Source organism: Amycolatopsis sp. NPDC003731 (assembly GCF_053586895.1).
Genome location: NZ_JBSFNC010000038.1, coordinates 1 through 14,971, shown reverse-complemented (window position 1 = coordinate 14,971; position 14,971 = coordinate 1). Strand labels below are relative to the sequence as shown.

Below are 14,971 nucleotides of genomic sequence, written 5' to 3'. Positions count from 1 at the left end.
CCCCGGCTGGGTAGACAGTCTTCGTGAAGAGTTCCCCGAAGGCGCCGAGCCCCTGGGCCCGGGCGCGCGCCCGGTACCGGTGGCTGGACCACATCGCCCGCGCGACCAACCGCTACATCGACGCCGGCGGCTACCACTACGTCGCCTCGATCACCTACTTCAGCCTGCTGTCGCTGGTGCCGCTGCTGATGGTCGCCTCGTCGGTCGCCGGGTTCGTGCTGGCCACCCAGCCGCACCTGCTCGACACGCTGGTGCACGCGATCGTGTCCACGCTGCCCGGCGGGCTCGGCGACAAGGCCACCGAACTGCTCACCGGCTTCGTCGAGCAGCGGACCAGCGTCGGCGTGGTCGGTCTCGCCATCGGCCTCTACTCCGGCTGGAACTGGATGAACGCGCTGCGGGACTCGCTGACGGCGCTGTGGGGGCAGAACCGGTCGGACCAGTCGCTGCTGCGGCTGATCCTCGTCGACCTGCTCGCGCTGCTCGGCCTGACCGCGGCGCTGCTGGTGTCGTTCACGCTCACCATCTCCGGCACCGCGCTCGGCAGCTACCTGCTCCGGCTGGCCGGCCTCGACGACACGAGCTGGGGCCACCAGCTCGTGTCGGCGTCCTCGGTGCCGCTGTCGCTGGCCGCCGACTGGCTGGTCTTCCTCTGGGTGCTCACCCGGCTGCCGCGGCAGAAGGTCGGCGTGCGCAGTGCGGTCCGGGGTGCGGTCGCGCTGGCCGTCGGCTTCGAGGCGCTGAAGCTGGCCGGCGGGTTCTACCTCCGGCTCATCGGCGACTCGCCGACCGGCATCGCGTTCGGCTCGATCATCGGTCTCATCTTCTTCATCTCGCTCGTGGCCCGCCTGCTGGTGTACGTGACGGCGTGGACGGCGACCGGCTCGGACGCGCCCCCGAAACCGGTGCAGCCGCCGGCGCCGGTGGTGCTGAAGCCGGTGGTCGTGGTGGACCCGCCGATGGCCGTGCCCGCCACGGTCGGCGTGGTGACGGGCGTGCTCGGAACGCTGCTCGCGCTGCGGTTGCGCCGCCGCTCGCGGGGGTGATCAGCTCGGCTTCTCCGAACCCACCAGCCACATCGAGAAGTACTGGGACCCGCCGCCGTAGGCGTGGCCGAGCGCGCGGCGGGCGCCGTCCACCTGGTAGTCCCCGGCCCGGCCCATCACCTGCTTCGCCGCTTCGGAGAACCGCAGCATGCCGGACGCGCCGATCGGGTTGGACGACAGCACGCCGCCCGACGGGTTGCACGGCAGGCGGCCGCCGATCGCCGTTTCGCCCTTCTCGGTGACCTTCCAGCCCTCGCCTTCGGGCGCGAAACCCAGGTTCTCCAGCCACATCGGCTCGAACCACGAGAACGGCACGTAGATCTCGGCGACGTCCACTTCGGACATCGGATCGGTGATCCCCGCCTCGGCCCAGAGCGCGGCCGCGGCCTCGCGCCCCGCCCGCGGGTTCACCTGGTCGCGGCCGGCGAACGTGGTCGGCTCGGTGCGCATCGCCGTCGCGTGCACCCAGGCCGCGCCGCCCTCGACGGCGTCCCCGGCGGCCTCGTCGCCGAGCACCATCGCGCACGCGCCGTCGGACGACGGGCACGTCTCGTCGTAGCGGATCGGGTCCCACAGCATCTGCGACGCCCGCACCGACTCGACGGTGATGTCCGGCTGCCGCAGGTGCGCGTACGGGTTGAGGGCGCCGTTGCGCCGGTCCTTCGCCGCGACGATCGCCCCGACGTGCTCGGGTGCCCCCGAACGGCGGATGTAGGACCGCACGTGCGGGGCGAAGTAGCCGCCCGCGCCGGCCCCGACCGGCATCTGGAACGGCGGCAGGATCGACAGGCCCCACATCGCGTTCGACTCGGACTGCTTCTCGTACGCCACCGTGAGCACGCGCCGGTGCACGCCCGACTGGATGAGCGACGCCGCCACCAGCGCCGTCGAGCCGCCCACCGACCCGGCGGTGTGCACGCGCAGCAGCGGTTTCCCGGTCGCGCCGAGCGAGTCGGCGAGGAACAGCTCGGGCATCATGACGCCCTCGAACAGGTCCGGCGCCTTGCCGAGCACGACGGCGTCGATGTCGGCCCACTCCACCTGGGCGTCGGTCATCGCGCGGTCGATCGCCTCGCGCAGCAGGCCCGGCATCGAGACGTCCTGCCGCTTGGCGCGGTGGTGCGTCTGGCCGGTGCCGAGCACGGCGGTGAGCTGCTTGGTCATCGGGCCTCCAGCACGGTCACCAGGTTCTGTTGCAGGGCCGGCCCGCTCGTCGCGTGCGCCACGGCCTTGCGGGATTCGCCGCGGTGGATCCGGACCGCGGCTTCGCCGATCCGGGCGAGCCCGGCGGAGAACATCGGGTTCGCGGCCAGCGCCCCGCCGGAGGGGTTGAGCTTCACGCCGTCGCCCAGCCCGAGCGCGGTCCGCAGGATGAGTTCCTGGTGCGTGAAGGGCGCGTGCAGCTCGGCGAGGTCGACGCCGTCGAGGTCCAATGCCTTGGCCGCCGCTTCGGTGGACGGCGAACGCGTCAGGTCGCGGGCCCCGAGCACGGGGGAGTCGACGCGGTGCTCGATGCCGGTGATCACGGCCGGGCGTTCGACGATCTCCCGCGCTCGTTCCACAGTGGACAGGACGATCACGGCGGCGCCGTCGGTGATCGGGGCGATGTCGTGCTTGCGCAACGGATCGGCGTAGTACGGCGTATCCAGGAGTTCCGCGACGTCCTTGCCGGTCCCGCGCGCGGCGACCTCGGCCAGGTCCTTTTCGGACCAGAGACCGGCCTCCAGGCCCAGCCGCGCCTGGATCCCGGCGATCGAGACCGAGTCCGGCCACAGCGGCGTGACGACGTACGGGTCGAGCTGCAGGGCGAGCACCCGGCGCAACTGCCCGGCGCTGGACTTGCCGAAGCCGTAGACGAGCGCGGTCTCGACCTCGCCCATCTTGATCTTCAGCCACGCCTCGTACAGCGCCCAGGCGGCGTCCATTTCGACGTGCGACTCGTGGATCGGCGGGAACGCGCCGATCGCGTCGACGGCGGCGATGAACGAGAACGCGCGGCCGGCCAGGTAGTCCGAGGAGCCGGAGCACCAGAACCCGATGTCCTGTTTGGACAGGCCGGTCTGCGCGAAGACCTCGGCGAAGATCGGGACGAGCATCTCCACGCCGTTGGTGGTACCGGGCGTTTCGCGGACGTTCGGGGCCTTCGCGAAGCCCGCGATCGCGACGTCTGGCATCAGGACCTCACAGGTGGTGGGCGAAGGTTTCGTAAGCCGCGTCCGGCTCACCGGTCGGCTCGAAGTGGCTGATGTTCTCCAGCGACGTCCACCACTCGTCGCGCGGCTTCCAGGCGGCGCGCACGCGCATGCCCATGCGGACGTCTTCGGCGGCGCAGCCGAGCACGAGGTGCAGGAAGGCGATGTCGGCCCCGTCGAGCAGGATGTACGCGGCGACGTACGGCGGCTTGAGCCGCTGGCCGAGGAACGGGACGTTGACGATGCAGAACGTGGTGACGATGCCGGTGTCGGGGAGTTCGACCTCTTCGGTGGTCGGCACGCCGTCGGTCGGGCAGGCCCCGCGCGGCGGGATGTAGACCTTGCCGCAGGCGGGGCAGCGCTGGCCGATCATCTTCCCTTCGGCGAGCCCGCGCAGGTAGGTGCTCTCCTCGGGCGAGGCCGAGTGCAGGTACTTCAGGTGCACCGGCGTGATGACGACGCTGATCGGCGCGCCTTCTTCGCGCTCGGCGACCGGGGGAGCGGGCTCGGTGGGCGTGGTGTCCTCGGCGTCGGCCGGCAGGAAGTAGGCGATGTCCCGGATGTGCCCGACGGTCTCCTCGGCCCACCGGACGCGCACCCGCTGTCCACTGTGGATCTTGTCGGGCGAGCCGGCGTCGACGGCGTGCAGCATCGGGGTGTCGGCCCCGTCGAGCTTGACGAGCGCCCAGGCGAACGGCCGGCTCATCGGCTGCCCGTCGAGCGGCTCGGGGCACCACGACCAGGAGACGACGGTGCCCTCTTCGCCGACGGGGACGAACTCGCCGAGCTGTTCGGCGGTCACGGGGTCGTACTCGAGGGGCGGGACGTGCACCCGCCCGTCACTGCCCCGGATGCCTTCGATGCGGCGGTCGCGCAGCGCGGTGACGAACCGGCCGAGCACGGGCCCGGTGGAGCGCGTGTAGTCGAAGCCGACGTTCAGCGGTGCCGCAAGCGGTGTTTCGGTCACGTCCTTGAGTGAAACACGTTCTCGTTCTGTCGACAAGGTTCCTCCGCTGGCCGGTTCAATACACGTGAAACGTGTTCTACATCAGCGACCGGTGAAGTCCGGCTTCCGCTTCTCCGAGAACGCTCGCGGCCCCTCCTTGGCGTCCTCGGAGGCGAAGACCTCGATCCCGTACTGCGAGTCCAGCTTGAAGGCCTCTTCCTCGTGCAGTCCCTCGGTGTCGCGGATCGTCCGGAGGATGGCCCGCACGGCCAGCGGCCCGTTGGCGTTGACCAGTGCCGCCAGCTCCAGGGCCTTCGTGAGCGCGGAGCCGTCCGGGACCACGTGACCGATCAAGCCGATCGCCAGCGCCTCGGAAGCGGACAGGTGACGTCCGGTCAGCAGGATGTCCGCCGCCACCGTGTACGGGATCTGCCGCGGCAGCCGCACCGCCGACCCGCCCATCGGGAACAGTCCCCAGCGCGCCTCCGACACCCCGAAGCGCGCCGACTCGCCCGCCACCCGGATGTCGGTGCCCTGGAGGATCTCGGTCCCGCCCGCGATCGCCGGCCCCTCGACCGCCGCGATCAGGGGTTTCGTCAGCCGTCGCCCCTTGAGGAGCCCGGGGATGCGCGAAGGGTCGAACTTGCCCGAGGCGAACGACTCCGACGGCGAGTTGCGGGACATCGACTTCAGGTCCGCGCCCGCGCAGAACGCGCCGCCCGCGCCGGTGAGGATGCAGCTGCGGATCGAGTCGTCCGCATCGACCCGGTCCCAGGCCTCGACCATGATCGCCATCATTTCGCCGGTGATCGCGTTGCGCGCTTCGGGCCGGTTCATCGTGACGACGAGGGTCTGGCCCTCCTGCGACACCAGCGCGTGCGGTTCACCCACGGAAGACCTCCTGAAGGAGCAGTGCCATTGCCCGGAACGATAACATGTTCTACTTTGAGGGCGTGGCACTCAACATCGCGGATCTTCTGGAGCACGCCGTCGACGCCGTGCCGGAGCGCGTCGCGGTCGTGTGCGGCGACCGGCAAGTCACCTTCGCCGAACTGGAGGCGCGGGCCAACCGGCTCGCCCACCACCTCGCCGCGCACGGCGTGGGACACGGGTCCCACATCGGGGTCTATTCCCGCAACTCGATCGAGGCCTTGGAGGCGATGATCGCGGCGTACAAGCTGCGCGCGATCGCCGTCAACGTCAACTACCGCTACGTGCACGGCGAGCTCGTCTACCTCTTCAACGACGCCGAGATCGTGGCCCTGGTGCACGAACGCAGCTACGCCGACAAGGTCGCCGCGGTGCTGCCGGAGGCGCCGAAACTGAAACACGTTGTCGTGATCGACGACGGCAGCGGCGGCGACTGCGAGAGCTACGGCGGCGTCGACTACGAGGCCGCCCTCGCCGCGCAGAGCCCCGAACGCGACTTCGGCGAGCGCAGCGGCGACGACCTCTACATCCTCTACACCGGCGGGACCACGGGCTACCCGAAGGGCGTCCTCTGGCGGCAGGAGGACGTCTGGCGCGCGCTCGGCGGCGGGATCAACTTCGTCACCGGCGAGTACATCCCCGACGAGTGGACGCTCGCCGAGCAGGGCAAGGCCGGGAGCCTGACCCGGCTGCCCGCCGCGCCACTGATCCACGGCGCCGCGCAGTGGGCCGCGTTCGGCGCGCTGTTCACCGGCAGCCCGGTGGTCTTCGTCCCGCGCTTCGACGCCCACGAGATCTGGAAGGCCGTGCAGGAGCACAAGGTCCAGGTCCTCACGATCGTCGGCGACGCGATGGCGCGCCCGCTCATCGAGGCCTTCCGCGAGGGTGACTACGACGCTTCCTCGGTCGTCGCCGTGTCGAGCCACGCCGCGCTGTTCTCGCAGTCGGTGAAGCAGGAGTTCGTCGAACTGGTGCCGAACGCCGTGATCACCGACGCCATCGGCTCGTCGGAAAGCGGCTTCACCGGGATCGGCATGGTGGCCAAGGGTTCCGACCACAGCGCCGGCCCGCGGGTGAACTTCGGCCAGGACGCCATCCTGCTCGACGACGACGGCAACGTCGTCGAGAAGAAGCCGGGCGCGGTCGGGCTGATCGGCCGCCGCGGGCACGTCCCGCTCGGCTACTACGGCGACCCCGAGAAGAGCAAGAAGATCTTCGTCGAGGTCGGCGGCGTCCGGTACGTCGTCCCGGGCGACTACGCCCGCTACGAGGAGGACGGCACCGTCACGTTGCTCGGCCGCGGTTCCCAGTGCGTCAACACCGGCGGCGAGAAGGTCTACCCCGAGGAGGTCGAAGGGGCGCTCAAGTCCCACCCGGACGTCTTCGACGCGCTCGTCATCGGCGTCCCGGACGAGCGGCTCGGCCAGCGCGTCGCCGCCGTCATCCAGCTCCGGGACGGCGCCGAAGGCGACCTCGCCGCGATCGAAGAGCACGCGCGCGGGCAGATCGCCGGCTACAAGGTGCCGCGCACGGTGTGGCTCGCCGACGAGATCGGCCGCTCGCCCAGCGGCAAGCCGGACTACCCGTGGGCCCAGCGCTACGCCGCCGAGCACGAACCGGCCGCGGCCCAGCCCGTCTGAGGAGGACACCAGAAGTGCGGACACCCTTGTGCGACCGGCTCGGCATCGACCTGCCGATCATCGGGTTCACCCCGTCGGAGCACGTCGCCGCGGCGCTCAGCCGCGCCGGCGGGCTCGGCGTGCTCGGCTGCGTGCGGTTCAACGACGCCGCCGAACTCGACCGGGTGCTCACCTGGATGGACGAGAACACCGGCGGGAAACCGTACGGCGTCGACATCGTCATGCCGGCGAAGGTGCCCGCCGAGGGCACGCAGGTCGATCTGGCGAAGCTCATCCCGGACGGGCACCGCGCGTTCGTCGACCGCGTTCTCGAGGAGCTCTCGGTCCCGCCGCTGCCGGACGACACCGACGAGCGCGCCGGGGTGCTCGGCTGGCTGCACTCGGTCGCCCGGTCGCACGTCGAGGTCGCGCTGAACCACCCGATCAAGCTGATCGCCAACGCGCTCGGCTCGCCGCCGGTGGACGTGATCGGCCAGTGCCACGACAAGGGCGTCCCGGTCGCGGCGCTCGCCGGGAAGGCCGAGCACGCGGTGCGGCACGTCGAGAACGGCGTCGACTTCGTGGTGGCGCAGGGTTACGAAGCCGGCGGGCACACCGGCGAAATCGCGTCCATGGTGCTGGTGCCGGAGATCGTCGACGCGGTCGACGTGCCGGTGCTCGCCGCGGGCGGGATCGGTTCCGGCCGCCAGATGGCCGCGGCGCTCGCGCTCGGCGCCTCCGGCGTCTGGATGGGCTCGATGTGGCTGGCCACCGAGGAGTACCTGCAGACGATGGCCGAGTCGGTGGCGATGCAGCAGGCGCTCGTCGCGGCGACGTCGTCGGACACCGTGCGGACGCGGATCTACACGGGCAAGCCGGCGCGGCTGCTCAAGACCCGCTGGACCGAGGCGTGGGCCGCGCCGGACGCGCCCGAGCCGTTGCCGATGCCGTTGCAGAACCTGCTGGTTTCCCCGGCCCACAACCGGATCCACGCGGCGAACGACCCGAGCGTGGTGTCCATGCCGGTCGGGCAGATCGTCGGCCGGATGGACCGGGTGCGGCCGGTCGCCGACGTCGTCGCGGACCTGGTGAACGGTTACGAGGAAGCGTTGTCCCGCTTGGACAAGACGCGCTGAACGACGAAGGAAGGGCCCCCGCCGCGGCGGGGGCCCTTCCTTTCGTGCGGAAGCGGTTACAGCGTGGCGGCGGCCGCGGCGATCTTCGACGCGAACGTGCTCACCTCGGTGTAGACGCCGGGGGCGTGCGCCCGGGCGCAGCCGTCGCCCCAGGAGACGATGCCGACCTGGATCCAGGCGTTGTTGTTGTCCCGGCGGAACATCGGGCCGCCGGAGTCGCCCTGGCAGGTGTCGACGCCGCCGGAGGCGAGGTTGCCCGCGCAGATCTCGGCGCTCGGGATGAGGTCGGGGTAGCTGCCGCCCTGGGCGCGGCAGGTGGCGTCGTCGACGAACGGGACGGTCGCCTTGAGCAGGTACCGCTGCTGCGCGCCGCCTTCGCGGGCCGCGCCCCAGCCGGCCACGGTGAACGTGCCGGTGTTGTACGCGCTGGTGGTCGCGATCGGCATGGTCGACAGCCCGCTCACCGGGCTGGCCAGCTTGATCAGCGCCCAGTCACCGCCGGTCGAGGTGCCGTAGGTGGGGGACTGGTAGACGTAGGTCGAGCGGATCTTCTGCGCGCTGGAGCTCTGCAGGTCGACGACACCGACGGTCGCCGTGATCGAGGTGTTGGCGCCGGTCCGGCTGACGCAGTGCGCCGCGGTCAGCACGATCTGCTTGGTGTAGAGCGCTCCGCCGCAGCCCATGGAAAGGCGGACCATGAACGGGAATTCGCCCTGGGCGGCCCGCGTCCCGCCGACGACGTTCGTGGACGGCGGCTGGGCGGCGGTGGCGATCGCCGGGGTGGCGAACGCCGCGGCGGCGGCGACCGCGGCGAGGGCGGTGGTGGCGTTTCTGAGCAGGGTGAACCAGCGCTTGGGGGCCAAGGGGATCAGTCCTTCCAGTGTCCACAGTGGAAGCCGTTGCCGAAAGCGGCCTCACGACTACACCAGGTGCGCGCGGATCGGGACAACCGACTTTCTTCGGATCTTTCGGGCGGTTGGGTGATTTCTCACCGGCGGATCCGACGAACGCCGTAGGCCAGACTGCCCAGCAACAACGCGGCGCACCCGGCGAGCACCGACGGCAGGGGGAGACTGAAGGCGAGCACCACGCACCCGGCCAGCCCGAGGACGGCTCGCGCCTTCCCCGGCAGCGTGAGCGCGGCCGCGTTGGCGATCGCGTAGTACGTCAGCACGGCGAAGGACGAGAAGCCGATCGCGGCGCGCAGGTCGATCGACGCGGCGAGCACGGCGACGACGAGCCCGACGGCGAGCTCCGCGCGGTGCGGCACCCGGTAGCGCGGGTGCACGGCGGCGAGGAACCGGGGGAGGTGGCCGTCGCGGCTCATCGCCAGCGTCGTGCGCGAGACGCCGAGGATGAGCGCGAGCAGCGAACCGAGGGCCGCGACGGCCGCGCCGGCCCGGACGACCGGGGCGAGCCACCCCGGGACGGCCGCCGCGACCGGGTCCGGGCTCGCGGCGAGCGCGGCCGGGCCGAGCCGGACGAGCAGCAGCACCGCCAGTGCGGCGTAGACGACGAGGGTGATGCCGAGGGCGAGCGGGATGGCCCGGGGGATGGTGCGGGCCGGGTCGCGGACCTCCTCGCCGAGCGTGGCGAGCCGCGCGTACCCGGCGAAGGCGAAGAAAAGCAGCCCGGCCGCCTCGAGCACGCCCCCGCCACCCGGCCAGGCGACGAGCGGGCCGCCGCTCGACGGCCCGGCGGCCATCGCCACGGCCGCGGCGGTGAGCACGAGCAGGGTGCACGACACGATCACCCGGGTGGCGAGCGCCGACCGGTGCACGCCGAAGTAGTTGACCGCGGTGAGCGCGGCGACCACCGCGACGGCCAGGAGGCTCCGCCACGGCTGCCCGAGCCCCGGCGCGGTGTAGGCGACGACGGTCAGCGTCATCGCGGCGCAGCTGGCCGTCTTCCCGGTGACGAATCCCCAGCCGGCCAGGTAACCCCAGAATTCACCGAGCCTTTCCCGGCCGTAAACGTAGGTGCCGCCGGATTCCGGGTGAATCGCGGCCAATCGCGCCGAAGACGTCGCATTGCAGTAAGCGACGACGGCCGCGAGGACCAATGCGATGAGCAATCCGGCCCCCGCCGCCCGCGCCGCCGGGGCGAACGCGGCGAACACGCCGGCCCCGATCATCGAGCCCAGGCCGAGGAAAACGGCGTCGGCCAGGCCGAGCCGCCGGTCGAGTGAAGTCGGGGGCATCCGGGTGATCCTCCAGCGGTCGGCCGTGTTGCGTGCCACAGCGAACCACGGCGCACCGGAAACCGAATAGGGTCGATTCCGTGCCCGCCCCTTCGCGCCATTCCCGCCTGTCCGCCGACGGTCCCGTCCTCGACGGGATTCCCGAACACGGCCGTGTCCCGCGGTACTACGCGGTCAAGGTCGAACTGCTGGCGGTGATCGCGGAACTCGGCGAAGGTGCGGTGCTGCCCACGGAACGGGAATTGTGCGAACGGTTCGAAGTGTCGAGGGCGACCGTACGGCAAGCGGTCGCGGAGCTGGTGCTCGAGGGCAGGCTCAGCCGCCGCCAGGGCAGCGGCACCTACATCGCCGGCCCGAAGCTCGTCCAGCCGCTGGCCCTGGTGAGCTACACGGAGGGGCTGCGGCGCCAGGGCATCCGGCCGGGCCGCACGGTGATCACCCTGGAGCGGCGCCCCGCGGGCAGTGCCCTGGCCGCCGACCTCCAGGTGACATCGGACGCCGAAGTGTTCCACCTCGAGCGCGTCCTCCTGGCCGACGAGGAGCGCGTCGGGCTGGAGTCGACATATCTCCTGGCTGCGCGGTTCCCGGACCTGCTCGACGTGTTCGACCCGGAGCAGTCGCTGTACGCGTGCCTGACCGGCAAGCTCGGCGTCGTGTTCGACGGCGCGGAGGAGCGGGTCGAGACGGTGCTGGCCACCCCGCGCGAGGCGTTGCTGATCGGGACGAACCCGGCGCTGCCGATGCTGCTGACCCACCGCGTCTCGTGGGGCCCGGACGGCGTCCCGTTCGAACGGGTCCGGTCCCTCTACCGCGGCGACCGGCTGAGCTTCACCACCCGGCTGGGCCGGGCGGCTCATCGGTGAGCCGATGCAACCTCGCGGGGGTCCGCTCCGTCTGGCAAGTATGCGTACCACGGTGAAACTGCTGGGTGCGGGCCTGCTGCTGCTCACGGCGACGGCCTGTGCCGCGAATTCCGGCGCCGGCGCCCCGGCGGGCCCCGGCTCGGCGCCCGAGACGCCCTCGACGTCGGCGAGCGTGCCCGGGACCGTGACACCCACGCTCGGGCCGCCGCCGTCCCAGACGGTCGGGCGGCCGACGCAGGGCATCGCCCCGGGTGACGACGTCGTCGCCGAGACGCAGGTCGACGCCCGCTCGCTGCCCGAGGGTTACCCGCGCAGCCTGACCCGCAGCCTCGACGGCCGGACCCTGATCCTGCAGGCCGAGGAGGGTGGCTGCCGCCGCATCTCGGCGCGCGTCGGCGAGCAGACCGCGCAGCAGGTGGTCGTGCTGGTCGCCGTGACGTCGGCGCCCAAGGGACAGCTGTGCCCGGACTACATCAAGGAGATCACGGTCCCCCTCACCCTCGCGGAGCCGCTGGGGACGCGCACGGTCGTCCTCCGCCAGGGCTGACCACCACGAACGCTGGGAGGGCCGCCCCGGGATGCCCGGGAGGCCCTCCCAGACCATTTCCGATGCAACCCCGCGGCACCCCCATTCCGTCTTGGGGGCATGAGGTACTCAGCGAAGGTGGCCGGGACAGGCGCGCTCCTGCTGATGGTGACGGCCTGCGCCGGCCAGAACATCCCCGCCGGCCGGCCCGCGGCACCCACCGGCAGCGTGTCGACGACGGCGTCGCCGTCTGCGTCGCCGAGTGAGTCGGTGCTGCCGGCGCCGCCCGAGCCCAACCCGCCCGGCAAGCCCCGGCTGACCGTGCCCGAGGGCAGCACCCAGGTGCCGGCCGGCCAGATCGACGCGACCGCGTTGCCGGCCGGGTTCCCGCGCGAGGTGTGGACGGCCAACGGCGGCACCGTGCTCAACATCCGCGCCCAGGAGGGCGGCTGCGGGCACGCGCTCGGCGAGGCGGGCGAGCAGGCGGGTGACCACGTCGTCGTCACCCTGAGCGAGACGAAGGCGCAGACCAATCAGATGTGCACGATGGACATCCGGTACCCGGTCATCTCGGTCACCCTGGCCGCGCCGCTGGACCAGCGCAAGGTCGTGCTGAGGAGCACGCCGCCGAAGTAACGGCTCCCACCCCGGCCCCCGGAGAACGCCTCCGGGGGACGCGTGCTGTCCGCAGTGGACGATCGCCGCCCGGTGGTCCGGACCACGACCTGCGCGTGGTCCGCTCACCGTCGAAGTTGTCGAAAATTGTCAGGCCTTCCGCTGAACCGCCGCCGGGACCGGGCCGTGTCCGGTTTGAGGTGGCGATCAGAGAGGAGGGGCCCATGCCCCGGTTGAGCAGTGGCCGGCACCGCAAGAAGGCGACCATCGGATTGGCCGCGTTGCTGGGTGTTTCCGGTATCACCGCGACCGCCATCGCGCTGAGCAGTCCCGCGGGCAACGCGGCCGAAGCGCCCAAGGAGAACTGCGGGGGACTCGACACCGCCCTGCAGAACAACCTGAACTTCATCGCGGGCCAGCAGGCGAACCCGGACGCGCAGTCGGCCGCGCGGATCGCCAACCGCCAGGCGGTGGTGGACCTGATCCAGCAGCGGCGGCAAGTTGCGGGCTGCACGGCGAACGTGGCGGCGAACAACGGTCAGGCCGGAGCGGGCAACGGCCAGGCGGCGCCGGGCAACTCCGGCAACGCGCCGGGCAAGGCCCAGGCGCCCGGGCAGCAGCAGAAGCCGGCGCAACCGGCCGCGGGCGACGGCGGCGCGGTCGGCCAGGTCGTGTGCCCCGGTTCGACCGTGACGCTCTCGGGCGAGGGCGGCGCACCGGCCGCATCGAGCAACCAGTTCCCGGCCGGGACGAAGCTCAAGGTGACCAATTTGGACAACTCGAAGTCCACGACGGTCGAGGTGACGTCGGTGTCGGGCAGCTGCACGCTGCTCAACAACGCGGCCTTCGAACAGGTCCGGGAACCGGGGAAGTTCCTCATCCGGCGCGCGCGGATCGAGCGCGTCGGCTGAGCGCACGGAAAAGGGGACACCGGCGGCGGGCCGGTGTCCCCTTTTCCGCGTCCTAGCGGAAGCTGATCTGCAGCACCGGATCGCCGGTGCTGGCGAAGAAGTCGTTGCCCTTGTCGTCGATGACGATGAAGGCGGGGAAGTCCTCGACCTCGATCTTCCACACGGCTTCCATGCCGAGCTCGGCGTACTCGAGGACGTCGACCTTCTTGATGCAGTCCTGCGCGAGCCGCGCGGCCGGGCCCCCGATGGAGCCGAGGTAGAACCCGCCGTGCGTCCGGCAGGCGTTCGTCACCTGCTTGGAGCGGTTGCCCTTGGCCAGCATGACGAGCGAGCCGCCGGCGGCCTGGAACTGCTCGACGTAGGAGTCCATCCGCCCGGCCGTGGTCGGGCCGAACGAGCCGGACGCGTAGCCCTCGGGCGTCTTCGCCGGGCCTGCGTAGTAGACCGGGTGGTTCTTCAGGTAGTCGGGCATCTCCTCGCCGGCGTCGAGCCGCTCGGCGATCTTGGCGTGCGCGATGTCCCGCGCGACGACCAGCGGCCCGGTGAGCGAAAGCCGCGTCTTGACGGGCAGCTGTGAGAGCTGCGCCCGGATCTCTGCCATCGGCCGGTTCAGGTCGACGGCGACGACGTCGTCGGAGAGGTCTTCCTCGGTGATGTCGGGCAGGAACTGCGCCGGGTCGCGCTCGAGCTGCTCGATGAACACGCCGTCGGCGGTGATCTTGGCTTTGGCCTGCCGGTCGGCGGAGCAGGAGACGGCGATGCCGACCGGGCAGCTCGCGCCGTGCCGGGGCAGCCGGATGACGCGGACGTCGTGGCAGAAGTACTTCCCGCCGAACTGCGCGCCGATGCCGAACTGCCGGGTCATTTCGAGGACCTGCTGCTCGAGGCCGGTGTCGCGGAAGGCGTGCCCGAGTTCGGAGCCCTCCTGCGGCAGGTTGTCGAGGTAGCGCGCGGAGGCGAGCTTCGCGACCTTGAGGTTGAACTCGGCCGACATCCCGCCGACGACGATGGCGAGGTGGTAGGGCGGGCAGGCGGCGGTGCCGAGGCTCCGCAGCTTCTCGTCGAGGAAGCGCGCGAGCCGCTTCGGGTTCAGGACGGCCTTGGTTTCCTGGTAGAGGAACGTCTTGTTGGCGCTGCCGCCGCCCTTGGCCATGAAGAGGAACTCGTAGGTCGGGTCCCCGTCCTTGTGGTAGAGCTCGATCTGCGCGGGCAGGTTGGTGCCGGTGTTGCGCTCGTCCCAGAAGTTGACCGGGGCCATCTGCGAGTACCGCAGGTTCAGCTGCTGGTAGGCGTCGAAGATGCCCTGCGAGAGGGCCCGCTCGTCGTCCCCGCCGGTGAGGACGCCTTCGCCGCGCTTGCCGATGACGATGGCGGTCCCGGTGTCCTGGCACATCGGGAGCACGCCACCGGCCGAGATGGCGGCGTTGCGCAGCAGGTCCATGGCGACGAACCGGTCGTTGCCGCTCGCTTCGGGATCGTCGACGATGGCCCGCAGCTGCTGCAGGTGTGACGTGCGCAACAGGTGCTGGATGTCGGTGATGGCGGTCCGCGCGAGCGTGGTGAGCGCTTCCGGGGCGATCTTCAGGAAGGTGCGCCCGGCGGCTTCGACGGTCTCGACGCCCTCGTCGGTGACCAACCGGTATTCGGTGGTGGTGTCCTTGCCCAGCGGGAGGACTTCGGTGTGCTGAAACGTGGTGGACGGCACTGCCAGGCTCCTTTGCCAGCTCCGGGATCGGTCCACCCTACGCAGGCGGTTTTCGTGCCGGACAGGTGCACTCGGTCACTGTGGGCCACCCCACGCGTCCTCTGTGCGGGCCTTCGTCCTTCGTTGTGGTCCACCACCCCGACGCCCGATTGTGACTACGGCCGGCGGCGCCGCGTCAAGGCGGGAAAGATGCCTTATGCGCCCCCCGCGCCCGCCGGGGATGGGGGGGGTGTGGGGGTGGGGGGGGGGGTGGGGGGGGGTGGGGGGGGGGCGGGGGTGGGC

At 71.3% G+C, this 14,971-nt stretch carries 14 protein-coding genes; 7 read left to right on the top strand and 7 right to left on the bottom strand.

Going from position 1 to position 14,971, the window contains the following annotated elements; genetic code table 11:
• Nucleotides 1-23 precede the first annotated feature (23 nt).
• Nucleotides 24-1,046: a YhjD/YihY/BrkB family envelope integrity protein gene (locus ACWDN5_RS18220; protein WP_310974840.1), complete on the top strand. Its 1,023-nt coding sequence runs from the start codon at nt 24-26 to the stop codon at nt 1,044-1,046.
• Here ACWDN5_RS18220 and ACWDN5_RS18215 read toward each other — a convergent pair whose 3' ends face one another.
• The 4 genes from ACWDN5_RS18215 to ACWDN5_RS18200 all read right to left on the bottom strand — a co-directional run bounded on the left by ACWDN5_RS18215 (nt 1,047) and on the right by ACWDN5_RS18200 (nt 5,075).
• Entirely contained in the window at nt 1,047-2,210 is a 1,164-nt protein-coding gene (locus ACWDN5_RS18215) for a thiolase domain-containing protein (protein ID WP_310974841.1), read from the bottom strand.
• Entirely contained in the window at nt 2,207-3,220 is a 1,014-nt protein-coding gene (locus tag ACWDN5_RS18210; RefSeq protein ID WP_449677133.1) for a thiolase domain-containing protein, read from the bottom strand. The genes ACWDN5_RS18215 and ACWDN5_RS18210 overlap by 4 nt, the downstream gene beginning before the upstream one ends.
• A gap of 7 nt (nt 3,221-3,227) precedes the next feature.
• Entirely contained in the window at nt 3,228-4,205 is a 978-nt protein-coding gene (locus tag ACWDN5_RS18205) for a Zn-ribbon domain-containing OB-fold protein (protein ID WP_449677132.1), read from the bottom strand.
• An 81-nt stretch (nt 4,206-4,286) separates the two neighbouring features.
• Nucleotides 4,287-5,075, bottom strand: coding sequence for a crotonase/enoyl-CoA hydratase family protein (locus ACWDN5_RS18200; RefSeq protein WP_310974845.1), 789 nt, complete (start codon nt 5,073-5,075; stop codon nt 4,287-4,289).
• Nucleotides 5,076-5,137: 62 nt separating this feature from the next.
• Between ACWDN5_RS18200 and ACWDN5_RS18195 the strand changes: the two genes are divergently transcribed.
• Both ACWDN5_RS18195 and ACWDN5_RS18190 read left to right on the top strand, forming a co-directional pair.
• A complete protein-coding gene (locus tag ACWDN5_RS18195) occupies nt 5,138-6,754 on the top strand; it encodes an acyl-CoA synthetase (protein WP_449677131.1) in 1,617 nt (538 codons plus the stop codon).
• A 14-nt stretch (nt 6,755-6,768) separates the two neighbouring features.
• Entirely contained in the window at nt 6,769-7,869 is a 1,101-nt protein-coding gene (locus ACWDN5_RS18190) for an NAD(P)H-dependent flavin oxidoreductase (protein ID WP_310974847.1), read from the top strand.
• Nucleotides 7,870-7,925: 56 nt separating this feature from the next.
• Here ACWDN5_RS18190 and ACWDN5_RS18185 read toward each other — a convergent pair whose 3' ends face one another.
• A complete protein-coding gene (locus ACWDN5_RS18185) occupies nt 7,926-8,732 on the bottom strand; it encodes a S1 family peptidase (RefSeq protein ID WP_310974848.1) in 807 nt (268 codons plus the stop codon).
• Nucleotides 8,733-8,857: 125 nt separating this feature from the next.
• Nucleotides 8,858-10,069: an APC family permease gene (locus tag ACWDN5_RS18180; RefSeq protein ID WP_449677130.1), complete on the bottom strand. Its 1,212-nt coding sequence runs from the start codon at nt 10,067-10,069 to the stop codon at nt 8,858-8,860.
• An 80-nt stretch (nt 10,070-10,149) separates the two neighbouring features.
• Here ACWDN5_RS18180 and ACWDN5_RS18175 point away from each other — a divergent pair, with 80 nt between their 5' ends.
• The 4 genes from ACWDN5_RS18175 to ACWDN5_RS18160 all read left to right on the top strand — a co-directional run bounded on the left by ACWDN5_RS18175 (nt 10,150) and on the right by ACWDN5_RS18160 (nt 12,984).
• Complete coding sequence (locus ACWDN5_RS18175; protein ID WP_310974850.1) at nt 10,150-10,932, top strand: GntR family transcriptional regulator; 783 nt, start codon at nt 10,150-10,152, stop codon at nt 10,930-10,932.
• A 52-nt stretch (nt 10,933-10,984) separates the two neighbouring features.
• Entirely contained in the window at nt 10,985-11,479 is a 495-nt protein-coding gene (locus ACWDN5_RS18170; protein ID WP_449677129.1) for a hypothetical protein, read from the top strand.
• A gap of 99 nt (nt 11,480-11,578) precedes the next feature.
• Nucleotides 11,579-12,094 (top strand): hypothetical protein, encoded by a 516-nt coding sequence (locus ACWDN5_RS18165; protein ID WP_449677128.1) that lies wholly within the window; start codon nt 11,579-11,581, stop codon nt 12,092-12,094.
• Nucleotides 12,095-12,297: 203 nt separating this feature from the next.
• Nucleotides 12,298-12,984 carry an RlpA-like double-psi beta-barrel domain-containing protein gene (locus ACWDN5_RS18160; protein ID WP_310974852.1) on the top strand — a complete coding sequence of 229 codons (687 nt, stop codon included), beginning with the start codon at nt 12,298-12,300 and terminating at the stop codon, nt 12,982-12,984.
• A 52-nt stretch (nt 12,985-13,036) separates the two neighbouring features.
• Here ACWDN5_RS18160 and ACWDN5_RS18155 read toward each other — a convergent pair whose 3' ends face one another.
• The gene (locus tag ACWDN5_RS18155) at nt 13,037-14,689 is read right to left on the bottom strand and encodes a fumarate hydratase (protein WP_310974853.1); all 1,653 of its coding nucleotides are present in this window, start codon (nt 14,687-14,689) and stop codon (nt 13,037-13,039) included.
• Nucleotides 14,690-14,971: the final 282 nt, after the last annotated feature.